The sequence below is a fragment of the Pseudomonas sp. RG1 genome (assembly GCF_025910115.1).
Taxonomy (GTDB): Bacteria; Pseudomonadota; Gammaproteobacteria; order Pseudomonadales; family Pseudomonadaceae; genus Aquipseudomonas; species Aquipseudomonas atacamensis.
Window position 1 is genome coordinate 107857 of the sequence record NZ_JAPCIK010000055.1, and the last position, 24217, is coordinate 132073.

19 protein-coding genes are annotated in these 24217 nt (G+C 61.6%); 9 read left to right on the top strand and 10 right to left on the bottom strand.

Annotated features, from left to right (window positions below; genetic code table 11):
* Positions 1-130 precede the first annotated feature (130 nt).
* The 5 genes from OK411_RS26485 to ilvD all read left to right on the top strand — a co-directional run bounded on the left by OK411_RS26485 (position 131) and on the right by ilvD (position 7150).
* Positions 131-1327: a class I SAM-dependent rRNA methyltransferase gene (locus tag OK411_RS26485; RefSeq protein WP_016772700.1), complete on the top strand. Its 1197-nt coding sequence runs from the start codon at positions 131-133 to the stop codon at positions 1325-1327.
* A gap of 452 nt (positions 1328-1779) precedes the next feature.
* The gene (locus OK411_RS26490) at positions 1780-2853 is read left to right on the top strand and encodes a SagB/ThcOx family dehydrogenase (protein WP_264365901.1); all 1074 of its coding nucleotides are present in this window, start codon (positions 1780-1782) and stop codon (positions 2851-2853) included.
* Entirely contained in the window at positions 2850-3827 is a 978-nt protein-coding gene (locus OK411_RS26495; RefSeq protein WP_264365902.1) for a diiron oxygenase, read from the top strand. Before OK411_RS26490 ends, OK411_RS26495 begins: the two co-directional genes overlap by 4 nt.
* Positions 3820-5052, top strand: coding sequence for an MFS transporter (locus tag OK411_RS26500; RefSeq protein ID WP_258604045.1), 1233 nt, complete (start codon positions 3820-3822; stop codon positions 5050-5052). The genes OK411_RS26495 and OK411_RS26500 overlap by 8 nt, the downstream gene beginning before the upstream one ends.
* Positions 5053-5308: 256 nt before the next feature.
* Positions 5309-7150, top strand: coding sequence for a dihydroxy-acid dehydratase (ilvD, locus tag OK411_RS26505; RefSeq protein ID WP_016772696.1), 1842 nt, complete (start codon positions 5309-5311; stop codon positions 7148-7150).
* 244 nt (positions 7151-7394) lie between these two features.
* Here the strand turns inward: ilvD and OK411_RS26510 are convergent, their stop codons facing one another.
* Positions 7395-8450, bottom strand: coding sequence for a phosphorylcholine phosphatase (locus OK411_RS26510; protein WP_024014685.1), 1056 nt, complete (start codon positions 8448-8450; stop codon positions 7395-7397).
* Between the two features lie 239 nt (positions 8451-8689).
* On the opposite strand from OK411_RS26510, the gene OK411_RS26515 reads away from it, so the two are divergent.
* A complete protein-coding gene (locus tag OK411_RS26515; protein WP_264365903.1) occupies positions 8690-10081 on the top strand; it encodes an L-cystine transporter in 1392 nt (463 codons plus the stop codon).
* A gap of 37 nt (positions 10082-10118) precedes the next feature.
* On the opposite strand, the gene OK411_RS26520 is transcribed toward OK411_RS26515, so the two are convergent.
* Positions 10119-10631: a dihydrofolate reductase gene (locus OK411_RS26520; RefSeq protein ID WP_264365904.1), complete on the bottom strand. Its 513-nt coding sequence runs from the start codon at positions 10629-10631 to the stop codon at positions 10119-10121.
* Positions 10632-10716: 85 nt separating this feature from the next.
* Here OK411_RS26520 and OK411_RS26525 point away from each other — a divergent pair, with 85 nt between their 5' ends.
* Positions 10717-12090 (top strand): DUF2868 domain-containing protein, encoded by a 1374-nt coding sequence (locus OK411_RS26525; protein WP_264365905.1) that lies wholly within the window; start codon positions 10717-10719, stop codon positions 12088-12090.
* Complete coding sequence (locus OK411_RS26530; RefSeq protein ID WP_264365906.1) at positions 12083-13459, top strand: GTPase/DUF3482 domain-containing protein; 1377 nt, start codon at positions 12083-12085, stop codon at positions 13457-13459. The genes OK411_RS26525 and OK411_RS26530 overlap by 8 nt, the downstream gene beginning before the upstream one ends.
* Before the next feature lie 96 nt (positions 13460-13555).
* Here OK411_RS26530 and OK411_RS26535 read toward each other — a convergent pair whose 3' ends face one another.
* The 7 genes from OK411_RS26535 to OK411_RS26565 all read right to left on the bottom strand — a co-directional run bounded on the left by OK411_RS26535 (position 13556) and on the right by OK411_RS26565 (position 22578).
* Positions 13556-14110 (bottom strand): phosphonate degradation HD-domain oxygenase, encoded by a 555-nt coding sequence (locus OK411_RS26535; protein ID WP_264365907.1) that lies wholly within the window; start codon positions 14108-14110, stop codon positions 13556-13558.
* Positions 14107-15240, bottom strand: coding sequence for a TIGR03364 family FAD-dependent oxidoreductase (locus OK411_RS26540; RefSeq protein WP_217878973.1), 1134 nt, complete (start codon positions 15238-15240; stop codon positions 14107-14109). The genes OK411_RS26535 and OK411_RS26540 overlap by 4 nt, the downstream gene beginning before the upstream one ends.
* Before the next feature lie 118 nt (positions 15241-15358).
* Complete coding sequence (locus OK411_RS26545) at positions 15359-16384, bottom strand: putative 2-aminoethylphosphonate ABC transporter substrate-binding protein (protein ID WP_130900350.1); 1026 nt, start codon at positions 16382-16384, stop codon at positions 15359-15361.
* Between the two features lie 37 nt (positions 16385-16421).
* Entirely contained in the window at positions 16422-18146 is a 1725-nt protein-coding gene (locus tag OK411_RS26550; RefSeq protein WP_264365908.1) for a putative 2-aminoethylphosphonate ABC transporter permease subunit, read from the bottom strand.
* A complete protein-coding gene (locus tag OK411_RS26555) occupies positions 18146-19222 on the bottom strand; it encodes a putative 2-aminoethylphosphonate ABC transporter ATP-binding protein (RefSeq protein ID WP_264365909.1) in 1077 nt (358 codons plus the stop codon). Before OK411_RS26555 ends, OK411_RS26550 begins: the two co-directional genes overlap by 1 nt.
* 221 nt (positions 19223-19443) lie before the next feature.
* The gene (locus OK411_RS26560; RefSeq protein WP_038861192.1) at positions 19444-20307 is read right to left on the bottom strand and encodes a LysR family transcriptional regulator; all 864 of its coding nucleotides are present in this window, start codon (positions 20305-20307) and stop codon (positions 19444-19446) included.
* Positions 20308-20322: 15 nt separating this feature from the next.
* Positions 20323-22578 (bottom strand): heavy metal translocating P-type ATPase, encoded by a 2256-nt coding sequence (locus OK411_RS26565; protein WP_264365910.1) that lies wholly within the window; start codon positions 22576-22578, stop codon positions 20323-20325.
* An 84-nt stretch (positions 22579-22662) separates the two neighbouring features.
* Between OK411_RS26565 and cadR the strand changes: the two genes are divergently transcribed.
* Positions 22663-23112 carry a Cd(II)/Pb(II)-responsive transcriptional regulator gene (gene cadR / locus OK411_RS26570; RefSeq protein ID WP_125916722.1) on the top strand — a complete coding sequence of 150 codons (450 nt, stop codon included), beginning with the start codon at positions 22663-22665 and terminating at the stop codon, positions 23110-23112.
* Positions 23113-23232: 120 nt separating this feature from the next.
* Here the strand turns inward: cadR and OK411_RS26575 are convergent, their stop codons facing one another.
* Positions 23233-24204, bottom strand: coding sequence for a thymidylate synthase (locus tag OK411_RS26575; protein ID WP_264365911.1), 972 nt, complete (start codon positions 24202-24204; stop codon positions 23233-23235).
* Positions 24205-24217: the final 13 nt, after the last annotated feature.

The window sequence follows — 24217 nt, forward strand, 5'->3', positions numbered from 1 at the left end:
CCCACAGGTGAATGCATTCCAAGTGTGGGAGCGAGCCTGCTCGCGAAGGGGCCCTCCGCTTTTCATCGCAGGCCAGACCGGAGCACGCCTCAACACGCTATACTCCCGCTCTTTTTTCCGGAGCGACGTCATGTCCCTGCCTAGCCTGCGCCTCAAAGCCAACGCCGACCGTCGCCTGCGCAACGGCCACTTGTGGGTCTACAGCAACGAAATCGACGTGGCCGCCACGCCTCTGCACGGCTTCAAGGCCGGCGATCAGGCGGTGCTCGAAGCCGCTGGCGGCAAGCCGTTGGGCATCGTCGCCATGAGCCCGAACAATCTGATCTGCGCGCGTCTGCTGTCACGCGACATCAAACTGGCCCTCGACAAGTCGCTGCTGGTGCATCGCCTGAATGTCGCACTGTCGTTGCGCGAGCGTCTGTTCGACAAGCCGTTCTATCGTCTGGTCTACGGCGACTCCGACCTGCTGCCGGGTCTGGTGGTCGATCGCTTCGGCGACATCCTCGTGGTGCAGATCGCCTCGGCGACCATGGAAGCGCACAAAGACGACGTGATCGCCGCGTTGACCCAGGTGCTCAAGCCAAGCGGCATCCTGTTCAAGAACGATTCCGCCGCCCGCGACGCCGAAGGCCTCAACCGCTACGTCGAAACCGTATTCGGTCTGGTGCCGGAATGGGTCGCGCTGGAAGAAAACGGCGTCAAGTTCGAAGCGCCGGTCATTCAAGGGCAGAAAACCGGCTGGTTCTACGATCACCGCATGAACCGCGCGCGCCTGGCACCTTACGCCAAGGGCAAACGCGTACTTGATCTCTATAGCTACATCGGTGGCTGGGGCGTGCAGGCCGCTGCGTTCGGCGCCAGCGAAGTGTTCTGCGTCGACGCCTCTGCATTCGCCCTCGACGGTGTCGAGCGCAACGCTGCACTGAACGGCTTCGCTGACAAGATGACCTGCATCGAAGGCGACGTCTTTGAAGCGCTGAAGGAACTGAAAGCCAGCGAAGAGCGCTTCGACGTGATCGTTGCCGATCCGCCGGCCTTCATCAAACGCAAGAAAGACATGAAGAACGGCGAAGGCGCCTACCGTCGTCTCAACGAGCAAGCCATGCGCCTGCTGACCAAGGACGGCATTCTGGTCAGTGCTTCGTGCTCCATGCACCTGCCGGAAGACGATCTGCAGAACATCCTGCTGACCAGCGCCCGTCATCTGGACCGCAACATCCAGATGCTCGAACGTGGGGGTCAGGGTCCGGATCATCCGGTGCATCCGGCCATCGCTGAAACCCGCTACATCAAAAGCATCACCTGCCGTCTGCTGCCCAACAGCTGATTGCGCTTGAACACCGGGGAGCCACTGAGCTCCCCGTTTTTTTTGCGCCTCCTCCGCCCGTTTTTTTCACACTCGACATGAGTGCCCTGCTCTCTTCCTACAACTTATTTCTCGCTGCCTTGCAGGAAGTTTCGTCATGCCTGTAAATCATGGAAATTAAACCTACACAGTAAGCCTCCTGCAAAAGATCACTCCGACAAAATTATTGGAATATTCCTACTTAATATCCGCTTGCCAATATTCGATTACAAACTAATATGAAGTTGTCGCAACGAAGCGACTCCAACTACCAACGAACAAGGAGTTCACATCATGAAAACCATTTATCTCGAAACAGACAAACTCGCCAACCTGGCCTTTCTGGTTGCAGCCACCGGCCGCTAAGTAGCCTGGACGCTGGAGAGTGCCGGCACTCTGGCGTCCATCAGACTTTTCCTGAGTGATCTGAACCCATGTATATCAATCCTTTTCTTTTTATATTGCCGCGCCCGCCCGGACAAGTAGTCTGGAACTACAAGAACCATACTCAACACGAACTTGATCTTGAATACTCCCATCGCCTCGCCAGCCTTATACACAACCCTGATATATTTGACCCCAACAACATAATAGACAGACAACTTCTGAACGCAGGCATTCTAACAACTTCAAAAATAGACAGCCCGGATTGGGGCTGGGATGAACTATCGAAGATCTATCACATCGGCACACAAAATATACCTTGCGCACATACGCCTCGGAATATCCACGAGTGGTCCAGGCAATATCTGGCGCACTGCAGCGAAGTGCTGGGGAAGCCGGAACCTGCGAACACCCCGGCGCCGCGATCAGTGCAGCCCTTGATTACCCTGCCCGTACCGGGCGCCATTAATGATGACAGCCTGACTCAGGCCTTGATGAGGCGCAAAACCTGTCGTTCCTACACCGGTGCCGCGGTGACACTGAACGAGGTCGGCACGCTGCTGTATCTGACGCTCGGCTATCTTCCCCCGCGCGAAGACGCCCACGCCGATCCGGTCGCGCCGGGTCTCGAGGCCCGCCGGAGCTGCCCGTCCGGCGGCGGATTGAACGCCTGTGAGGGATTTGTCCTGGCGCAAAATGTCAGCGGGCTGGAACCCGGCATCTACGCCTACCACCCTGCCGAACACGCTCTGAGTCGGATCAATGCGCTGCCGGATCCGGAACTGGGCCAATTGCTCGGCGGCCAGCACTTCATCAACAACCTGCCGCTGGGCGTGTTCATCACCGCCAGGTTTGATCGTCTCTGGTGGAAGTACGAACACTCGCGCGCCTATCGCATGGCATTCATCGAGGCCGGTCATCTCTCGCAAACCTTTCAACTGGTAGCAACGACGCTGGGGCTGAACACCTGGCTGACCGGCGCATTTGCCGACGCACAGGTTGAAACCCTGCTCGGCATCGCGGGCAGCGCCGAGCAACCGTTGTTCTTTGTCGGTTGCGGCGAAAGCGATGGTCACACCATGTGCCAGGAAATGCGTGATCTGCTCAGCGGAGCACAGTCATGATTCCCACGGCGATGGACGAGAGCGAAGCCCCGGTGTCATGGTCGCTGAAATTCACGCTTCCAGACTGGGAGAGCCGTGCATCGGTACGCAGCAGTACCCATGACTACCGGTTACCGGGCGATGTCGAGCAGCAACTGCAAACCCGCTACTGGTTCCCCCCGGCCTTTGTGCCCTATCTGGCGCATCCGGCCATCCAGGCCAAAGGTCGCGAAACCCTGCACCGCCTTACCGCCAATCATCTGGTTTATTTCCTCGACTACACCACCCTGCTTGAACACCGCATCGTCAACCGCGCGGTGGAAGTCATTGCGCACCGCGAACTGCCCATCTACATACCGCTGCCGATGAAACATGCGGCACTGCAGCTGTATACCGACGAGGGCTACCACGCGCTGTTTTCCAACCAGATTGCCGAGCAGATCGCTGCGTATTACAGCATCACCCGGCGTCCGGTCATTCCGAAGCGGATCAGCCGCATGAACGCCTTGATCGCGCGCACGCCGGAGAAAAACCGCGCTCTGGCCTGGTTCCTGCTGGGATTTGTCTCGGAAACCATCATTGCCCGCGAGTTGCTGGAGGTCTGCCGCGACACGCTGGTATCCAGTGTGAGTGACATGTTGCGTGATCACCTTGCCGACGAAGCCCGGCACAGCCGTTATTTCGCCGAAGCCTTCCATTACTTCTGGATTGCGATGAACAGTCGTCAACGCCTGTTCGCCAGCAAGACCCTCGTGGAGATCATTTCCATCTTCTTCGAAGCAGATGAAGGCTGGCTGCAACAAAGCCTGCGTTCGGCCGGTATTGCCGAGATCGACGTGATGGAGATTGTCGGCGGCACGGCAACGGTGCAGGCCAACCGCGCCCGTGCACGCGTTGGCTGCAAACCTACGGTGGAGGCCTTGCACAAGGCCGGCTTCTTTGCATTGCCCCATAACCAGACACTCTTCGCCAAAGCAGGATTGATCGATGGATAAACACAGCCGTGCAACCACCCGCCGACAGCAGCGCGGAGCAATCAGCCTGCTGCTGGCGATGATCCTGCTTGGCGTGTTTCCGCTGGATGTGCTGCTGCCTTCCTTTCCGGCATTGGCAGCCCACTTTGGCCGATCGTCAAACGACATCGCGCTGTCGATCAGTCTGTTTGCCGTGGGCATCGCATTTGCCCAGTTATTGATCGGCCCGTTGTCCGATGTGATCGGGCGCAAAGGTCTGCTGCTCGCCGGCATGAGCGTGTCGCTGCTCGGCGCACTGGGCTGCGTGCTGAGCAATGACTACACGCTGTTCCTGATTTTCCGGGTGATGCAGGCGCTGGGATGCGGTTGCTTCGTGCTGTCCCAGGCACTGGTGCAGGATCTGTTCGAAGGCAACGAGCGTGATCGCCTGCGGATCCTGATGGTCACCGCAACAGGCATCTTCATTTCAGTATCACCATTGGCGGGCACGTTTCTGCAGGCCACGCTCGGCTGGCGCGGCAGCTTCTGGGTGTTCATCGCCCTGGCCGCCGTGGTTCTGGTGAAGACGTGGCGGCTGCTCGATAACAGCCGGCCCGTTCAGAATGGGCCACACGGGGGTTTCATAAAGCCCTACCGATTGGTGCTGAGCAATTTCGAATTCGTCGGCTGCTGGCTGATTTCTGCATTCGCTTTCGCCTGCCACTTTTCCTTCATTGTCATTTCCCCGCTGATCTTCATGGAGCAGCTGCAGATGGCACCTTACGATTTCGCCTTGATCCTGCTGATCTACGGCGCCGCCTATGTCTTTGGCGGCCTGTTCGCCAGCGTGCTGAATCGGCATATCAATGCGCAACAGCAGATTTTCACCGGGCTGAGCCTGATCCTGCTCTCGGGGCTGGTGATGCTCTATCTGGCGGCCAATCATGATCTGTCAGCGGCGACGGTGCTGGTTCCGATGCTGATCTGCACGGTGGGCACGACCATTTCAAGACCACCGGCTACCTCCCGCGCCATGAGCCTGTTTGCCGAAAATGCCGGCGCATCGGCGTCCGCCGGCAGCACCATCATCTTTATCTGTGGCGGGCTGGTCAGCGCCTTGATCAGCCTCGGCCCGGCCAACCTGCAAGCGACGCTGGGTTACGGCTTCGTGGTGTTGAGCGGCGTATCGCTGTTGCTCAACAGCGTGATTGGCCGTCGCGTCAGCAACCTGCGCAGCAATCCGGTGATGCCGGGAGGCGACCACTGATCCTGCCAGTCGTCATCCCGCGTGCCTCTTCAGCGGGGGAACAACGCTTTGCGCCATTCCCTCGCGACGCCAGCGGTGTAGAATCGCCTCATTCATCGCCATTCATCCCCGGCGGGTTTATGAGCTCAGGCTGAGACCAGCGGCGATCCCGCAACGTCATCGGCAGCTTCCGGACACACGGCCATTTTTCGGGTGTTTCAGAGGTCAACAGAAGCTCACTCCCCTTTAGTACGTGATTAGCCGCCCGGAGTGCTCCATGCCAGATTACCGCTCGAAAACATCCACCCACGGCCGCAACATGGCCGGCGCCCGCGCACTGTGGCGCGCCACCGGCATGAAAGATGACGACTTCAAGAAGCCGATCATTGCCATCGCCAACTCGTTCACCCAGTTCGTCCCGGGGCATGTGCACCTGAAGGACCTGGGTCAACTGGTCGCCCGCGAAATCGAACGCGCCGGTGGCGTGGCCAAGGAATTCAACACCATCGCTGTCGATGACGGCATCGCCATGGGCCACGACGGCATGCTGTATTCGCTGCCGAGCCGCGAGATCATCGCCGACTCCGTCGAGTACATGGTCAATGCCCACTGCGCCGACGCCATCGTGTGCATTTCCAACTGCGACAAGATCACCCCGGGCATGCTGATGGCCGCGCTGCGCCTGAACATCCCGGTGATCTTCGTTTCCGGTGGCCCGATGGAAGCCGGCAAGACCAAACTCGCTTCCCACGGCCTCGACCTCGTCGACGCCATGGTAATCGCCGCCGACTCCAGCGCTTCTGACGAGAAAGTCGCCGAGTACGAGCGTAGCGCCTGCCCGACCTGCGGTTCGTGCTCCGGCATGTTCACCGCCAACTCGATGAACTGCCTGACCGAAGCACTGGGTCTGGCCTTGCCGGGCAACGGTTCCACTCTGGCCACCCACAGCGACCGCGAACAGCTGTTCCTCCAGGCCGGTCGCACCATCGTCGAGCTGTGCAAGCGTTACTACGGCGAGAACGATGACTCCGTGCTGCCGCGCAACATCGCCAACTTCAAGGCGTTCGAGAACGCGATGATGCTCGACATCGCCATGGGCGGTTCGACCAACACCATCCTGCACTTGCTCGCAGCTGCCCAGGAAGCCGAGATCGATTTCGACCTGCGCGACATCGACCGTCTCTCGCGCAGCGTGCCGCAGCTGTGCAAAGTTGCACCTAACATCCAGAAGTACCACATGGAAGACGTGCACCGCGCCGGCGGCATTTTCAGCATCCTCGGTTCGCTGGCTCGTGGCGGCCTGCTGCACACCGACCTGCCGACCGTGCACAGCCGCAGCATGGAAGAAGCCATCGCCAAGTGGGACATCACCCAGACCAGCGACGAAGCCGTGCATCACTTCTTCAAGGCAGGTCCGGCGGGCATTCCGACCCAGACCGCGTTCAGCCAGTCGACCCGTTGGGAAACCCTCGACGACGACCGTGAAAACGGCTGCATCCGCAGCTTCGAGCACGCCTATTCGAAAGAAGGCGGCCTCGCCGTGCTGTACGGCAACATCGCGCAGGACGGCTGCGTGGTGAAAACCGCCGGGGTCGATGAGTCGATCCACGTCTTCGAAGGCAACGCGAAGATTTTCGAAAGCCAGGACAGCGCCGTGCGCGGCATCCTCGCTGACGAAGTGAAGGAAGGCGACATCGTCATCATTCGCTACGAAGGCCCGAAAGGCGGCCCGGGCATGCAGGAAATGCTCTACCCGACGTCCTACCTGAAATCCAAAGGCCTGGGCAAAGCCTGTGCGCTGCTCACCGACGGGCGTTTCTCCGGCGGTACTTCCGGCCTGTCGATCGGTCACGCTTCGCCAGAGGCTGCGGCCGGTGGTGCGATCGGTCTGGTGCAGGATGGCGACAAGGTGCTGATCGACATTCCGAACCGCTCGATCAACCTGTTGGTCAGCGACGAAGAACTGGCGGCACGCCGTGCCGAGCAGGACAAGAAAGGCTGGAAACCGGTCGAGGTGCGCCCACGCAAGGTGACCACCGCCCTCAAGGCCTACGCCCTGCTGGCGACCAGTGCAGATAAAGGCGCGGTGCGTAACAAAGCGATGCTGGACGGGATTTGAGGCAGCTACAGCTGCAAGCTGCAAGCTGCAAGCTGCAAGCTGCAAGCTGCAAGCTGCAAGCAAAGGTGAGCGTTCCCACGCTCTGCGTGGGAACGCCTCAAGGGACGCTCCGCGTCCAGTGACGCGGAGCGTCACGGGCTGCATTCCCACGCAGAGCGTGGGAACGATCAAATAAGCGCCAAGCTGCTAGCAAGAGCCGCCTTGCTTTTTCTTGCAGCTGGTAGCTTGCCGCTATCAGCTGCTTTTATTGAATTTCTTCCGGCTTGACGATCACCCAGTTCTTGTCCGCGGTCACCGGCAAGCCTTCCTTGGCCTGCGCCGCTGCGTGTTTGGCCATCATGCCGTTGATTTGCGTCATGTACTTGTCCTTGCGGTTGATCCACAAGTGAATGCCGCCCTTGGCCACATCGACATCGTGGAACAGCATGTAACCGTCGCTCGTCGGGGTATCGCCGCCGACCAGTACCGGTTTTTTCCATTCATCGATGTAGGTGAGGATCGCCGCGTGCTTGCCGGCCATCCACGTTGCCGGGGTCCACAGGTACGGCGTCAGCTCCAGGCCGAGGTTGGCCTTCTCGTCATATTTGCCGGCAGTGATCTGTTTGCGCGCAGTGGTCAGCTCGCCGGTCTTCTGATCCTTGAGCAGCAGTGAAACACCAATGACGTTCTGCGGTTTGACGTTGTAGCCATACTTGGGATCCGCCGCGACCATACGCACCAGTTCCTCTGAAGCGGCGGTCATCACGTAAACCTCGATGCCGTTCTCCATCAGCTTGTTATACAGCTCCTGCTGGCCAGTGAAGATCTTCGGCGGATTGACGTCGAGCTTCTTCACCACATCGCCTTCGTAATACGTCGCCGGCACCGGTTTGCCCGAAGCCATCAGTTCGTCAACGTAGCCCTTGAGCTCCTTGAGGGTGAAGCCGGAGAACACCTGCGCCACCCATGGGTAGCAGACCATGTCGTCGACTTCGCAGAGCCGGTAGTAATAACTGAACAGGCTTTCCTTGTGCTCGGCGGTGTCCTTGAAGGGCATCAGTTTCAACGAGGGGTCGAGCTTGTCGCGGGTAATAAGGCCTTTGTTTTCCATGAACGGCAGCAAGGATTCTTCGAGGTCGTAGCGGTAACTGGTGTTGTCCATGTCGAACACCGCGTAATTACCCTTGTTGGCGTTGGCAGCGATCATCGCGTCCAGCGCCTTGGCCTGATCTGCCGGCCAATGCTTGAGGTCCGTGGCCAATGCCTGGCCGGCGAGGCCAGCCGCCAGTGCCACAGCCAACAACGTGCGTGCAATTTTCATAGCGCTACTCCCCGATGCAAAGAGTTCGACGCTAACAAATCAGTGTGACAACCCTCGCCTGTCAGCGACCGCTTGCGTCCCCTGCGCGTCAGCTGCATTGCCGACAGCGACACGCGCTTATTCCAAAAACGACGGACGCCCTGCCATTTCGGTATTAAATCATTGCAAATCAAGCTGTTAGGCTTTCCGGTTCGCAGCAGCCCCGGACGGCTGTTGGCACAGTCTTTACTGGAGTTCTCATGAATCTACCGTTGATTCTCAACCTGCTGGTGTTCCTCGCCTTGCTCTTCGGTCTGGCGCAAACCCGCCACACCACTTGGAGCCTGGCGAAAAAAGTCCTGCTTGCACTGGTTCTCGGCGTGGCGTTCGGCGTTGCGCTGCACACGATTTACGGTGCCGGCAACCCGGTGCTGAAAGCCTCGATCGGCTGGTTCGATCTGGTCGGCAACGGTTACGTGCAGTTGCTGCAAATGATCGTGATCCCGCTGGTGTTTGCTTCGATCCTCAGCGCCGTGGCACGCCTGCACAACGCTTCGTCGCTGGGCAAAATCAGTTTCCTGACCATCGGCACGCTGCTGTTCACCACCGCCATCGCGGCGCTGATCGGCATCGGCCTGACCAATTTGTTCGGCCTTACCGCTGAAGGTCTGATCGCCGGCACTCAGGAAATGGCGCGCCTGCAAACCATTCAGAACGACTACGCCGGCAAGGTCGCCGACCTCAATGTGCCGCAATTGCTGCTGTCGTTCATTCCGCAGAACCCGTTCGCCGACCTGGCCCGGGCCAAGCCGACCTCGATCATCAGCGTAGTGATCTTCGCCGCGTTCCTTGGGGTTGCTGCGTTGCAGTTGCTCAAGGATGACGAGGAAAAAGGTCAAAAAGTGATCAACGCCATCGACACCCTGCAAGCCTGGGTGATGCGACTGGTGCGTCTGGTGATGAAGCTGACCCCGTACGGTGTGCTGGCGCTGATGACCAAAGTGGTCGCCGGTTCCAACCTGCAGGACATCATCAAGCTGGGCAGTTTCGTCGTGGTCTCGTATATCGGCCTGGGCCTGATGTTCGTCGTGCACGGCGTACTGGTGTCGGCCGCCGGGATCAACCCGCTGCGCTTCTTCCGCAAGATCTGGCCGGTGCTGACCTTCGCCTTCACCAGCCGCTCCAGCGCGGCGACCATTCCGCTGAGCATTGAAGCGCAGACCCGCCGCCTGGGTATTCCGTCGTCGGTCGCCAGTTTCGCTGCCTCGTTCGGTGCGACCATCGGCCAGAACGGGTGTGCCGGCCTGTACCCGGCGATGTTGGCCGTGATGGTCGGGCCAACGGTCGGCATCAACCCGCTGGATCCGTTGTGGATCGCGACGCTGGTAGCGATTGTCACGTTGAGTTCGGCCGGTGTCGCCGGGGTCGGTGGCGGCGCGACGTTCGCCGCCCTGATCGTGCTCCCGGCGATGGGCTTGCCGGTGTCACTGGTGGCCCTGCTGATTTCGGTCGAGCCGCTGATCGATATGGGCCGTACGGCGTTGAACGTGAGTGGCTCGATTACCGCCGGGGCGATAACCAGTCAGGTCATGCAGCAGACGGATAAAGCGCTGCTGGATGCCGATGAACACGCAGAGTTGGCCCAGGCATAGTTTCAAAGGATCGTTGCCACGCTCTGCGTGGGAACGATCATGCGCGCTCCCAGACTTCGAAGTTGTACGCGGGTTTATCTTCAACCGCCGGGTTTTCAACATTCGACACCAGCTTCCATTCGCTCAGATCAAACTCCGGAAACCACGCATCCCCTTCCGGGCTCAGCGCCACGCGGGTCAGGTACAGCCGATCGGCCTGCGCCAGTCCCTGCGCATACAACTGCGCGCCGCCAATCAGCATCAGTTCATCAACGCCCTGGGCCTTCGCCCATTCCTCGGCGCGGGCCACGGCGGCTTCCAGCGACGGATAGACCTCGGCGCCTTCGAGTTGCAGATCGGTCTGGCGGCTGATCACGATGTTCAAGCGCCCCGGCAGCGGCCGGCCGAGCGAATCCCAGGTCTTGCGACCCATGATGATCGGCTTGCCGAGCGTGGTCGCCTTGAAGTATTTGAAGTCCCCCGGCAGGTGCCAGGGCATGCTGTTGTCGACGCCGATCACGCGGTTTTCACCGAGGGCTGCGATCAGGCTGAGGGGCAGTGATTTAGTCATGCCGGCGAGGATACCAGAGCCGCGCTTACCCCGATAAGCGCCACAGCGGTTATGCTCAGCGCTCGATTTAGCGACGGGACGCCGCGTGACTGAACTGACTCCACTGCAAAACCTCTGGCTCACCGAAACCATCCGCCTGCGCGAAGAACACGCGGGGCCGCTGGATGATCTGGAAGCCAATCGTCTGGCCCGCGCCGCTGGCGGCGATCTGCCGAGCCGCATTGCGCGCCGGGCGCTATGGCTGGCCGAGCGTGACGGGCTGACCGCCGCGCTCAAGCACTGGCTGCAAGGCGCGCGTCTGGCGCTGGTGCTGTTGATGATTTTCGCCGTGCTCAGCGGCGCCGGCCTGGCTTTCGCCGCACTTGGCCAAACGCCGGTGAATGTGTTCTGGGCGCTGGGCAGTCTGCTCGGGATCAATCTGATTTTGCTGCTGAGTTGGGCGCTGGGCTTGATTTTCGCTGGCGAACACGGCGCCACCCTTGGGCGCTTGTGGCTGTGGCTCAGCGAAAAATTCGCCCGCGACGCCAAAGCCGCGCAACTGGCGCCGGCCCTGCTGTTGCTGCTGCAGCGCAAGAAACTCAACCGCTGGGCGCTCGGCGCGTTGGTCAATGGTCTGTGGCTGCTGGCGATGCTCAGCGCGCTGATTCTGTTGCTGACGCTGATGGCCACGCGGCGCTACGGCTTTGTCTGGGAAACCACAATCCTCGGTGCCGACACCTTTATCCATGTCACCCAGGCCCTTGGCTATCTGCCGTCGCTGCTCGGCTTCAACGTGCCGACCGAGGAAATGATCCGCGCCAGCGGCGCCGGCGCACTGGATATTGAAAGCGCACGACAAGCCTGGGCGACCTGGCTGGTCGGTGTGCTGGTGGTCTACGGCGTGCTGCCGCGCCTGCTGCTCGCGCTGTTCTGCCTGTGGCGCTGGAACCGCGGCAAAGCTGCGCTGCGCCTGGATCTGAACCTGCCCGGCTACGCGCAACTGCGCGAAAGGCTGATGCCGACCAGCGAGCGCCTTGGTGTCAACGACCCGGAGCCGGCGCAACTGCATCGCGTCGAAAGCAACGTCGGCGAACTGGCCAGTGAAGGCGCGCTGCTGGTGGCGATTGAGTTGGACGAACAGCGTCCGTGGCCACCCGTGCTGCCGAAAAACGTCAGCAACGCGGGCATCCTCGACAGCCGCGAATCGCGGCACAAGCTGCTCGAACAACTCAGTCGCTTCCCGCCGGCGCGGCTGGCCATCGCCTGTGATCCGCGACGTTCGCCGGATCGCGGCAGCCTTGCGCTGATCGCCGAACTCGCGCGCAACGCTGGCGCCACTCGCATCTGGCTGCTGCAAGCGCCGCCTGGCGAAGCGCTGGACGGGCAACGTCTGGGTGACTGGCACGCGGCGCTGCAACAACTGAACCTGCCGTTTGCCGATTGCGCGCCGATGAACTGGCTGGAGAGCGGACATGACTGATGCACGCAAAGCCCCGCTGAAACTCGCGGTGGTCGGCCACACCAACGTCGGCAAGACCTCGCTGCTGCGCACGCTGACCCGCGATGTCGGCTTCGGCGAAGTCTCGCATCGGCCGAGTACCACCCGGCATGTCGAAGGCGCGCGGTTGTCGGTGGACGGCGAGCCGTTGCTCGATCTGTACGACACGCCGGGGCTGGAAGATGCGATCGCCCTGCTGGATTTTCTCGAGCGTCTGGAACGCCCCGGCGAACGCCTCGACGGCCCGGCACGACTGGCGCGGTTTCTCGACGGCAGCGAGGCGCGCCAGCGTTTCGAGCAGGAGGCCAAGGTGCTGCGGCAATTGCTCGCTTCCGACGCTGGTCTGTATGTGATCGACGCCCGTGAACCGGTGCTGGCCAAGTACCGCGACGAACTGGAAGTGCTCGCCAGTTGCGGCAAACCGCTACTGCCGGTGCTGAATTTCGTCAGCAGCGCCAACCATCGCGAACCCGATTGGCGCGAGGCGCTGGCGCGGTTGGGGCTGCATGCGTTGGTACGTTTCGACAGCGTCGCACCGCCCGAAGATGGCGAGCGGCGCTTGTACGAGAGCCTCGCCCTGCTATTGGAAAACGCCCGGCCGCAACTGGAGCGGTTGATCGCCGACCAGCAGGCGCAGCGCCTCGCCCGTCAGCAAAGCGCCGCGCGCTTGATTGCCGAATTGCTGATCGACTGCGCTGCGTGCCGGCGCAGTGTGGTCAGCGAAGCCGAGCAGGAGCAGCAGGCGATCAGCGAACTGCGCAAAGCCGTGCGCCAGCGCGAGCAGAAGTGCGTTGAGGCGCTGCTCAAGCTCTACGCGTTTCGCCCGCAGGACGCGGCGGCCAGTGACTTGCCGTTGCTCGACGGGCGCTGGGGCGATGATCTGTTCAACCCGGAAACCCTGAAGCAACTCGGCGTGCGCGTCGGCGGCGGCATTGCTGCCGGTGCAGCGGCCGGGGCCGGCGTGGATTTGCTGGTCGGCGGGATTACCCTCGGCGCAGCAGCATTGGCCGGCGCGATTGCCGGCGGTGCGCTGCAAACCGCGCGCAGTTATGGCAGTCGCTTGCTCGGCAAGATCAAAGGCCAGCGGGAATTGACGGTGGATGACGCCGTGCTGCGCCTGTTGGCGTTGCGCCAGCGCCAGTTGTTGCTGGCACTCGATCAGCGCGGGCATGCGGCGATGGACAGCATTCAGGTGGCCACGCCTGTGGATAAAACCTGGCGCGAAGGCAAGTTGCCGGAAGCGCTGAACAAGGCGCGCGCGCATCCGCAGTGGTCGTCGCTCAATCCGCAGGCGAAGTTGAATCAGGCGGAAAGGCAGGAGCAGGTTGAGGCGTTGGTTGAAAATTTGTAGCGCTGACCCATTCGCGAGCAGGCTCGCTCCCACATTGGAATGCGGATCCCTGTGGGAGCGAGCCTGCTCGCGAATGGCGCGACTCGGTGACATGGGTTACGCCGCCAGCAGTCGCGCCGCTTTCGCTTTCAATCCAGCCAGATCCACCAGCGGCACTGCAACCTCCTTCGCCAACTCATCCCAGCGCCGCATGCGCAAACTCAGCGCACACAACGGATCAGCCGCAAACGCATCCGCCTCAGCCGCGCCCATTACCCCGCCCTGATATTCCAGCGTCCTGCGACTCGCCTCACTCAACCGCGCGTAATAACCCGGCTCGCGTAACGTCAGATAGCGTTTGGCCTGAACGTGATATTCCACCAGTCGCGCCAGCCGTTCACTGAAACCTGCCTCACGCAGATAATCCGCACCGAGCCGTTCATGGCTGACCACGCCATAACCGCCCATGTTTCCCGCGCCCTCGGCACACAAATGGCCGATGTCATGAAAAAACGCCGCCAGCACCACTTCATCGTCACAGCCTTCAGCCATGGCCAGTTCTGCGGCCTGGGACATGTGCTCGAGTTGCGACACCGGTTCGCCGATGTAATCGCTGGCGCCGAAGCGTTCATACAGGCCGAACACCCGGGCGATCACCTGTTCGTGATTCATGCCTCCTCCAGTAACTGCGCGATGTTGCGTTCGGCCAGCGCCGGGCCGACGCTCATGCCGACGCCGGTGTGCATCAGCGCCACGCTCAGGCCCGGTGCCGGGCGCAGGAAAGAAAACGGCCCTGGCCCCCGAGAACCATAGACGCCCTGCCAGCGTTCGACCACTTGCACCTGGCAGCCCAGCGTCTGCTCGGCAAGTTCGAGCATCCAATTGTCGACCTGTTCGGCGTTGAACGGTGACGCATCGCTGCCGTAATGATGCGAATCGCCAATGATCAGTTCGCCATACGGCGTCGGGCTGATCAGCAGGTGAATGCCGTTGGCGTGCAGGTGCGGTTGCTCACGGATGATCTGCGCCTGCACCGCTGCGGCTTGCGGCAAATCGGCGAAGGCGCCGTAGTGCACGCAGCTCAGGCCGGTGAGCACGGCGTGTTGCAGGTTCAACTCGATGCTTGGTCTGGCCCGCAGCATTTGCAAACGACAGATCTGCGGATTGAGCGCAGCAATCGGCTCGGCCAGCAGGGTCTGATAATCGTGGCCGGAGCAGACGATGATCTGCTTGCCGGTAAAACTGCCGGCGGTGCTGTGCAGACGCCCCGGTTCGACGTCGCGCACCAGCGTGGAAAAGTGAAACTCGACACCGAGGTCACGGCGCAAGTAGTCGATCAGCGCGGGAATCGCTTCGCGCGAGTACAACTGCTGATCATCGATACCGTGCAGCGCGGCGCGGTGATGGCTGAACTGGCCGCCATACAGATCACGCAACGCCGCGCCGCGCAGCAGCTCGACGTTGTAGCCGTGCTCGATCGCGCGGCCGGCGCAAAAGGCTTCGAGCAGGTGTTCTTCGGCCTCGCTGCGGGCGAACAGGTATGAGCCGTTGCGCTTGACCTGCAGGCCGGCAAGTTGCGCCCAGTCGCCCCAGATATCGCGGCTGGCCTTGGCCAGTTCGAGCATGATGCCGGGCGGCTGACCGGTGACCAGCGCCTGGCCGAAGTTGCGCACCGAAGCGCCGAGGGGGGTGGCGGTGCGTTCGAATACCGCGACTTTCAGGCCGCGTTTGGCAGCGGCATAGGCGTGGGACAGACCGAGGATGCCGGCGCCGACGATGAGCAAGTCTTTGGGTTGTGTCATGTAGAGGTGCTCTGAATGAGAAACCGCTTTCGCGAGCAGGCTCGATCCCACAGGGGACAGCATTGCAACTGTGGGAGCGAGCCTGCTCGCGAAGGGGCCTTGTCAGTCGATAAAGATCTTACTTGGCGACAACTTTTTCGGACTTGCCGTCATACCGCTTGCGCCATTCGGCCAGGATCTCGTCGCGATTCTTCGAGGCCCAGGCAAAGTCGTTCTTGATCAGACGCTGCTCATAGTCGGCCGGCAATTCGGTCTGCGGCTTGGCGATCCCCGGCTGGGCGAGCACGGCGAAGTTCTCCTTGTACAGATCCATCGCCTCGGCGCTGGCGGAGAAGTCGGCGAGCTTCTTCGCCGCCTCTTCATGCGGTGTGCCTTTGATCACCGCCGTCGCTTCGATCTCCCAGCCCAGACCTTCCTTCGGCAGGATGATATCCAGCGGCGCGCCCTGGCGTTTCAACTGTACGGCTGGATATTCAAAGGAAATCCCGATCGGAAACTCCCCCGCCGCCGCCAACTTGCACGGCTTGGAACCGGAGTGAACGTATTGGCCGATGTTCTGGTGCAGGCCGTCCATATACGCCCAGCCCTGCTTCTCGCCGAAGGTTTGCAGCCAGGCGCTGACGTCGAGGAAACCAGTGCCGGACGACGCCGGGTTGGGCATGACGATCTTGCCCTTGTACTCAGGCTTGGTCAGATCCTGCCAACTGACCGGTTTGCTCAGCCCCTGCTTCTCGGCTTCGACAGTGTTGAAGCAAATGGTCGCGGCCCAGACGTCCATGCCGACCCAGGCTGGCGGGTTGGCGGCGTCGCGGTAGTTCGCGCCGATCTTGCCGAGATCCTTCGGTGCATAGCTTTGCAGCATGCCTTGCTGGTCGAGAATCGCCAGGCTCGACGCGGCCAGGCCCCACACCGCGTCAGCCTGCGGACGAGCCTTTTCGGCGAGCAGTTTGGCGGTGATGATCCCGGTGGAATCGCGCACCCATTTGATCTCGACGTCCGGGTTGGCCTTTTCGAAAGCGTCCTTGTAGGACTTCAGCTGTTCGGCTTCGAGTGCGGTGTACACCGTCAACTCGGTTTTTGCCGCGAAGGCATTCAGGCTGAAAGTCGCGAGCACAGCAGCGGCCAGGGCCATAGGCTTGAACATGAGCGTTTTCCTGTAGATGAGTTGATCGGGTTTGCAATCAGTGACCTGGCGCGGTTTGCCGCCAGGCCTGGGAACGGCGCAACAGGCCGCGCGAAGCCCACGCCAGCAGCAGCGACACGCCGGCCGAAGTGAACAGAATCAGGGTCGACATCGCCGCCGCACCGCCGACGTTGCCGGCGTCGTCCATGTTCAGTACCGCCACCGCCGCAAGGATGGTGTCGGGGCTGTAGAGGAAGATCGCGGCGGAAACCGTGGTCATTGCCGAGACGAATAGGTAGCGCACGATGTCCAGCAACGCCGGCAGGCAGATCGGCACGGTCACGCGCAGGTAATGCCGGTACAGCGGCGCCTTCAGCGACAGCGCCGCCGCTTCAAACTCGGCGTCGAGCTGGCGCAGCGCGGTGGTCGCGGTCATTTGTGCGGTGGTCAGGTAGTGCGCAATGGTGCAGACGATCAGCAGCGTCATCGTCCCGTACAGCACGTGCAGCGGATTGCCGCTGAGGTTGAAGAAGAAAACGAAACCCAGGCCCAGCACCAGCCCCGGCACCGCCATCGGCACGAAGCTGAGCATGCGCAAAGCCAGGTTCAAGCCGCGCTGGGTGCGGGTTTTCTCCATCAGATAGGCGCCAGTGAAAATCAGCACGCTGCCAATCAGCGCGGTGCCCAGCGCCATTTTCAGACTGTTGCTGTAGGCGAGCCAGCCACCGCCGGCGGTCTCGTTGAACTGATAGTGGTTGAGCGACAGCGACAGGTTGTACGGCCAGAACTTCACCAGCGACGAGAACACCGCCATGCCGAACACCAGCAGCAGCGCGGCGCAAATCAGCAAAACGATCGCCAGATAGCAGCCGTCGCGCATTTTCGACGGCAGCGGTTTGAACACTTGCGCGCGCCCGCTCATGGAATCGCCGTGACGCCGACGCAACCATGCATCGACACCGAAACTGAACAGCGCCGGCAGCAACAGCACCATACCGATCAACGCGCCGCGACCGAATTGCTGCTGGCCGACCACGGCTTTGTAGGCTTCCAGCGCCAACACTTGATAGTCGCCACCGACCACCACCGGCACACCGAAATCGGTGATGGTCAGGGTGAACACCAGACAGAACGCAGCGAATACCGCCTGGCGGGTCGCCGGCCAGGTGATGCTGCGAAACGCTTTGGCCGGACTGGCGCCCATGCTCGATGCGGCGTCGAACAGCCGCGCATCGGCCAGCGACAATGCCGAGAGCAAAATCATCAGCGCATGGGGGAAGGTGTAGATCACCTCGCCCAGCACAATGCCCCAGAACCCATAGATATTGTCCGAGAGCAGCCCACGCAGCATGCCCTGGTTGCCGAACAGATAGACCAGCGCAATTCCCGGCAGCATCGACGGCGCCATCAGCGGCAGCAGCGAGATCCCGCGCCAGATGCCTTTGCCCGGAATCAGCGTGCGTTGCAGCGCGTAGGCAAACAGGTAGGCCAGCGGTACGACAATGGCCGCAACGCTGAGGGACACTTTCAGGCTGTTGCCGAGCAGCCAATGGAAATTGGCACTGGTCACCAACTCCTTCGCCGCGAGCCATCCACCGCCCTGCCCGGCGTCGTTGCTGAAGCCGCGCCAGAAGATCGCCAGCAACGGCAGCAGCACCGCGAGGCCGAGCAACACCAGCAGGAGGATTTTGCCGCCGAGAACGAACAGGCGATCGCCGATCTCGGCTTTCGAGGACTGTCGCACCTGCTTGTGCGGTAGCGGCAGCGCGAGGTTGCTGTTCATCAGGCGAACACCTGCAAACTGCGCGGCGGCAAGGCGACCATGATCTGCTGGGCGCCGAGGCGCGGCATGGCTTCTGGCGCGATTTCGGCAAGCAGCGCATGGCCCGGCAGTTGATCGAGTTCGAAGCTCATCCGGCAGCGGTTGCCGAGGAAAGTGATTTCGCGAACCTTGGCCGGGAACAGGTTCTCTTCGTGCACCAGCGGGTTGACGTTGATCGCCTCCGGGCGGCAGAACAGTCGACCCGAAGCGCCGTGTACGCTGCCCTCGGCCAAGCGCAGATTCATCCCGCCGACCCGGGCATGACTGTCGCTGCTGCGCTGGAACGGTAGCCAGTTGCCCTGGCCGACAAACTCGGCCACGAACGGCGTGGCCGGGCGGTTGTAGATTTCCTGCGGCGTGGCGTACTGCTCGACGCGGCCGTTGTTCATCACCGCGATGCGATCGGCCATCAGCATCGCTTCGTCCTGATTGTGCGTGACCATCAGCGTGGTGATGCCGAGGTTGCGTTGCAGCTGACGCAGCTCGGTGCACAAGTGCTCGCGCACCCGCGCGTCGAGGGCCGACATCGGTTCGTCGAGTAATAACAGCGACGGCGACGGCGCCAGGGCCCGAGCCAGCGCCACCCGCTGTTGCTGACCGCCGGACAATTGGCCTGGGTACTTTTTCTCACTGCCGCTGAGGCCGACCAGTTCCAGCATCTGGCCGACACGCCGGCGCACTTCATCGCGCCCGCTGCCGGCGAGGCCGTAGGCAATGTTCGCCTCGACCGTCAGATTGGGAAACAACGCGTAGGACTGGAACAGAATCCCGTAATCCCGCGCTTGCGGGGCGAGGTGCGAGACATCGCGATCGCCCAGATACAGCTCGCCGCTGTCCTGCTGCTCCAGCCCGGCAATGCAGCGCAGCAGCGTGGTCTTGCCACAGCCCGACGGGCCGAGCAGGCACACCAGTTCGCCGGCGGCGACATCGAGGGAGACGTTGTCCAGCGCAGTGAACGCACCGAAACGCTTGTGCACGCCGCGCACTTTCATCGGCGCGCCGGGGTTGGTCAGGGCAGTTGCGATGGCAGGATTCATGGACGGACCTCAGCAAACGGATGAGGCCAATCCTAGAGTTGTAATGCGTCCGTCATGTGGCAGCGAGGCAAAAACGGCTGATAGTGGTATTCGAGGATTTTGGTTCACTGCAGATCGTTCCCACGCTCTGCGTGGGAATGCCTCATCGGACGCTCCGCGTTCGGCTTTTGGGACGCAGAGCGTCCCGGGCTGCATTCCCACGCGGAGCGTGGGAACGATCATTACGCAGGAGACATCTCTTGGGCCAGGCCAAGAAACGCCGCCGGCAACCGCGCGCCCTTTCTTTCCTTCAGGCAATACAGATACTCCGGAATCTGCGGCGCATTCTCGATGGTCAGCACCCTCAGTTGCGGATCATGCGGCACCTCCTGCCGCGCAATGATGCTGATGCCGATATTGCGCAGCACCGCCTCACGAATCGACTCGCGGCTGCCGATCTCCAGCAACGGCCCGAAGCTGACCCCGGCGCTGGCCAGCAACTCTTCGGTCAAGCGCCGAGTAGTCGAACCCGGCTCGCGCATCAACAACGTATGCCCGGCCAGCGCGTTCAGCGTCACATGTTCCTGCGCCGCCAACGGATGATTGCGATGCACCGCCAGCACCAGCGGATCGGTGCCGAGTACCCGGCGAATCAACCGCGCATCGTCGAGCAACTGCGACGAGGCCGCGACATCCACGCGGTAATCCTCCAGAGCCTCAAGCACCTGCTGCGAGTTGCCGATTTCCACCGACACTTCCACCTGCGGCAAACGCTCGCGGAAGGTTTTTACCAGATCGAGAATGTAATACGGCGCGGTGGCGGCAATACGCAGCGTGCCCTGCACCTGACCGCTGTTGCGCAGGAAAAACTCGATGTCGGCCTCTTGCTGCAACAGGGTCTTGACCATCGGCAGCAGCCGCGCGCCTTCGTCACTGACGCTTAAACGGCGCCCGCCACGGTAGAACAGTTCCACCGAATACTGACTCTCCAGATTGCGGATCTGCGTGGTCACGGTCGGTTGGCTGAGGCCGAGCTTTTTCGCCGCCAGCGTGATGCTGCCCAGGCGGGCGACCATGTAAAACGCTTTCAGCTCGGCACTCAGCACAACCATCCCTCACGTTTATTTGCGCAGCAGGCGCAAACCGTTGAACACCACCAGCAGGCTCACGCCCATATCGGCAAACACCGCCATCCACATGGTGGCGAACCCGGCGAAGGTTACCGCAAGAAAGATCGCCTTGATCACCAGCGCCAGTGCGATGTTCTGTTTGAGAATGCTCGCGGTATTGCGCGACAGACTGATGAACGCAGGAATCTTGCGCAGATCGTCGTCCATCAGGGCGACATCGGCGGTTTCGATCGCGGTGTCGGTGCCAGCCGCGGCCATAGCGAAACCGATCTCGGCGCGGGCCAGTGCCGGGGCGTCGTTGATGCCATCGCCGACCATGCCGACCCGGTGGCCCTGCTTGTACAAATCTTCAATGGCTTGCAGCTTGTCGGTCGGCAGCAAATCGCCGCGCGCCTCGTCGATCCCGACCTGGGCGGCAATCGCTTGTGCGGTGTGGACGTTGTCGCCGGTCAGCATCAGGGTTTTCACCCCGAGTGCATGCAACTGACGAATCGCTTCGCGGCTGGTTTCCTTGACCGTGTCGGCCACGGCGAACAGCGCCAGCGGGCCTGATTTGTCGAGTAGCAACACCACGGATTTGCCCTGCTTTTCCAGCGCGAACAGCTTCTCTTCCAGCTGCGGTGAGCACAGGCCAAGCTCTTCGACCAGACGATGGTTGCCCAAGTGATAAGTCTGGCCGTTGATGTCGCCTTTGACGCCCCGCCCGCCCAGCGCGGCGAAGTTGTCCACAGGCAGTGCGGCGAAATCTTTATCCACAGCGGCGTTGGCGATGGCCAACGACACCGGGTGATCGGAGCGCCCGGCCAGCGCGGCAGCGATGGCCGGCGCGCTGGCATCGGCTGTCGGATCGAGCGACAGGTAATCGGTCTGCACCGGTTCGCCGTGGGTGATCGTGCCGGTCTTGTCCAGCGCCAGATAATCGAGCTTGAAGCCGCCTTCCAGATACACGCCGCCCTTGACCAGAATGCCCTTGCGCGCCGCCGCCGCGAGGCCGCTGACGATGGTCACCGGGGTGGAAATCACCAGTGCGCACGGACAGGCCACCACCAGCAGCACCAGCGCGCGGTAGATCCAGTCGAACCACGCCGCGCCCATGAACAACGGCGGGATGATCGCCACGGCCAAGGCGAAGACGAATACCGCCGGGGTGTAGATTTTCGAGAATTGGTCAACGAAACGCTGCGTCGGTGCCCGCGCGCCCTGGGCCTGTTCGACGGCGTGAATGATTCGCGCCAGGGTCGAGTTGTTCGCCGCAGCGGTCACCGTGTATTCCAGCGAGCCGGCCTGATTGATGGTGCCAGCGAAGACTTTGTCACCGACGGTTTTTTCCACCGGCAGGCTTTCACCGGTTATCGGCGCCTGGTCAATGGTCGAGCTGCCGCTGACCACCGTGCCGTCCAGAGCTATGCGCTCGCCAGGTTTCACCCGCAAGCGGGCGCCCAGTTCGACGCTTTTGACCTCTTGTTCGCGCCAGTTGCCGTCGGCCTGCAAAACCGTGGCTTGCTCGGGAGTCATTTGCATCAAGCCACTGATCGCATTGCGCGCGCGGTCCAGCGAGCGTGCTTCGATCAGCTCGGCGACGGTGAAGAGGAACATCACCATCGCCGCTTCCGGCCACTGGCCGATGAGGATCGCGCCCGTCACCGCAATGCTCATCAGCGCATTGATGTTGAGGTTGCGGTTCTTCAGGGCAATCCAGCCCTTTTTATAGGTGCCGAGGCCGCCGCTGAGGATCGACATCAGCGCAACAATCGCCACCACCCAGTCGGGGGCAGCGCTGGTGAAGTGGATGACTTCGGCGCCCAGCGCGGTCACACCGGACAGCGCCAGTGGCCACCAGTGTTTTTTCACCGCAGCCGGTGCCGGCGCATCGACACCCGCCTCCAGCGGCTCGGCGTGCATGCCGAGGGATTTGATCGCCTCGGTGATCGGCTCGGTGCCCGGCAGATTGTGGGTCACGCCAAGCACGCGGTTGATCAGGTTGAATTCCAGCTGCTGCACCCCGGCCAGTTTGCCGAGTTTGTTCTGGATCAGCGTCTGCTCGGTCGGGCAGTCCATTGCCTCGATGCGGAAGCTGCTCAGGCGCGCGTCTGCGCTGGTCTTTTCGCTCAGTTGCACCCGCGCAGGTGCGGCGGCTTTTGACGAGCAGCAGGAATCGCCGCCATGCGCATGTTTATGCACGGGCTGCAATTTATGACTGTGATCGTGACCGTCGCCGGGCTTGCGGGTGTGCAGGGAATCGCTCATTGGTCGCGTCCATGAAGGTGCCTGTTGCCAAGTAAAGACCCTGTAGCCACTATAGGGTCAAGCACCCTTTTGGAGATGGCGGTCATGAAGATCGGCGAACTGGCGAAACTCACCGACTGTGCGGTGGAAACCATCCGCTACTACGAGCGCGAAAACCTCCTGCCGGAACCGGCGCGCAGCGACGGTAACTATCGCGTCTACACCCAAGCCCACGCTGAACGCCTGACCTTCATCCGCAACTGCCGCACCCTCGACATGACCCTCGAAGAAATCCGCAGCCTCCTCGCCCTGCGCGACAGCCCGCAGGATCAGTGCGAGAGCGTCAATGCGCTGATCGACGAACATATTCAGCACGTGAAGGCGCGAATTGATGGGTTATTGGCGTTGCAGAGACAACTGCTCGACCTGCGCCAACGCTGTGGCGAAGGGCCGGAGGCCGATCAGTGCGGGATCTTGCAGCGGCTGGAGGTGAGTGGCGGGGTTGTCGCGACCGAAGTTGAACATTCCCACGTCGGCCGTAGCCACGGCCACTGACGGGCGAAGCTCGTTCCCACGCTCCGCGTGGGAATGCCGCCATGGACGCTCCGCGTCCAAAGTGACGCAGAGCGTCACGGGATTCATTCCCACGCGGAGCGTGGGAACGATCAATGGTGACTAGACCGCCATCGGCGCGGTCATCGGCGGATGGTGCTCATAGCCTTCCAGCGAGAAGTCGCTCGGCTCGACCAATTCCAGCCACTCCGGCTGATACACACCAGTCTTGGCAAACTCCGGCACGCGATCGGAGATCTTCAGTTTCGGCATGGCAAACGGCTCGCGCTTGAGCTGTTCGTTGAGCATGTCCAGGTGGTTCTCGTAGACGTGCGCATCGCCGATGAAATAGGTGAACCAGCGCGGCGTGTAACCGGTGAGGCGACCGATCAGGCTCAGCAGCGCGGCGCCCTCGGTGAGGTTGAACGGTGTGCCCAGGCCCAGGTCGTTGGAACGGATGTAGAGAGTCAGGGAGATCTCCTTGGTCTCGACGTTCGGGTGGAACTGGTACAGCAGATGGCATGGCGGCAGGGCCATTTCATCGAGCTGGGCGACGTTCCAGCCGTGGAACAGAATGCGGCGGCTGCCCGGATCCTTGATGATCGTGTCGACGCACTGGCGCACCTGATCGATCGCCTTGCACAGCACGACGTAGGCCTGGCCGTCTTCTTCGCCCTGAGCGATCTGCTTGTAGCCGTTGGCCAGGGTTTGTTCAATGGCGGCGGTGTTGCTCAGCGGGATCTGCTTGTACGCCGGCCATTTGCGCCATTGCACGCCGTAGATTTCACCGAGGTCGTCGTCGCCCTGACGGAACGGGTTGGCCAGCCATTGCGCGTTTTCGTTGGCATTCTGGTCCCAGACCTTGCAGCCCAGTGCGCGGAATTCAGCGGCGTTGTTCACGCCACGCAGAAAGCCGCACATCTCGCCGATGGCCGATTTGAAAGCCATTTTGCGCGTGGTGATCGCCGGGAAACCTTCCTGCAGATCGAAACGCAGCATCGCTCCCGGAAAACTGATGGTGTTGATGCCGGTGCGGTTGGCCTGTTTGGTGCCGTTCTGAATGACGTGCGAGACCAGTTCGAGATATTGCTTCATGAGTTACCTGTGT

What these genes read in the sequence shown, in the direction of transcription:
- OK411_RS26575 (WP_264365911.1), bottom strand. Translation starts at nt 24,204, where the DNA reads ATGAAGCAATATCTCGAACTGGTCTCGCACGTCATTCAGAACGGCACC.
- ilvD (WP_016772696.1), top strand. Translation starts at nt 5,309, where the DNA reads ATGCCAGATTACCGCTCGAAAACATCCACCCACGGCCGCAACATGGCC.
- OK411_RS26530 (WP_264365906.1), top strand. Translation starts at nt 12,083, where the DNA reads ATGACTGATGCACGCAAAGCCCCGCTGAAACTCGCGGTGGTCGGCCAC.
- OK411_RS26490 (WP_264365901.1), top strand. Translation starts at nt 1,780, where the DNA reads ATGTATATCAATCCTTTTCTTTTTATATTGCCGCGCCCGCCCGGACAA.
- OK411_RS26500 (WP_258604045.1), top strand. Translation starts at nt 3,820, where the DNA reads ATGGATAAACACAGCCGTGCAACCACCCGCCGACAGCAGCGCGGAGCA.
- cadR (WP_125916722.1), top strand. Translation starts at nt 22,663, where the DNA reads ATGAAGATCGGCGAACTGGCGAAACTCACCGACTGTGCGGTGGAAACC.
- OK411_RS26535 (WP_264365907.1), bottom strand. Translation starts at nt 14,110, where the DNA reads ATGAATCACGAACAGGTGATCGCCCGGGTGTTCGGCCTGTATGAACGC.
- OK411_RS26555 (WP_264365909.1), bottom strand. Translation starts at nt 19,222, where the DNA reads ATGAATCCTGCCATCGCAACTGCCCTGACCAACCCCGGCGCGCCGATG.
- OK411_RS26515 (WP_264365903.1), top strand. Translation starts at nt 8,690, where the DNA reads ATGAATCTACCGTTGATTCTCAACCTGCTGGTGTTCCTCGCCTTGCTC.
- OK411_RS26540 (WP_217878973.1), bottom strand. Translation starts at nt 15,240, where the DNA reads ATGACACAACCCAAAGACTTGCTCATCGTCGGCGCCGGCATCCTCGGT.
- OK411_RS26485 (WP_016772700.1), top strand. Translation starts at nt 131, where the DNA reads ATGTCCCTGCCTAGCCTGCGCCTCAAAGCCAACGCCGACCGTCGCCTG.
- OK411_RS26565 (WP_264365910.1), bottom strand. Translation starts at nt 22,578, where the DNA reads ATGAGCGATTCCCTGCACACCCGCAAGCCCGGCGACGGTCACGATCAC.
- OK411_RS26510 (WP_024014685.1), bottom strand. Translation starts at nt 8,450, where the DNA reads ATGAAAATTGCACGCACGTTGTTGGCTGTGGCACTGGCGGCTGGCCTC.
- OK411_RS26550 (WP_264365908.1), bottom strand. Translation starts at nt 18,146, where the DNA reads ATGAACAGCAACCTCGCGCTGCCGCTACCGCACAAGCAGGTGCGACAG.
- OK411_RS26495 (WP_264365902.1), top strand. Translation starts at nt 2,850, where the DNA reads ATGATTCCCACGGCGATGGACGAGAGCGAAGCCCCGGTGTCATGGTCG.
- OK411_RS26545 (WP_130900350.1), bottom strand. Translation starts at nt 16,384, where the DNA reads ATGTTCAAGCCTATGGCCCTGGCCGCTGCTGTGCTCGCGACTTTCAGC.
- OK411_RS26520 (WP_264365904.1), bottom strand. Translation starts at nt 10,631, where the DNA reads ATGACTAAATCACTGCCCCTCAGCCTGATCGCAGCCCTCGGTGAAAAC.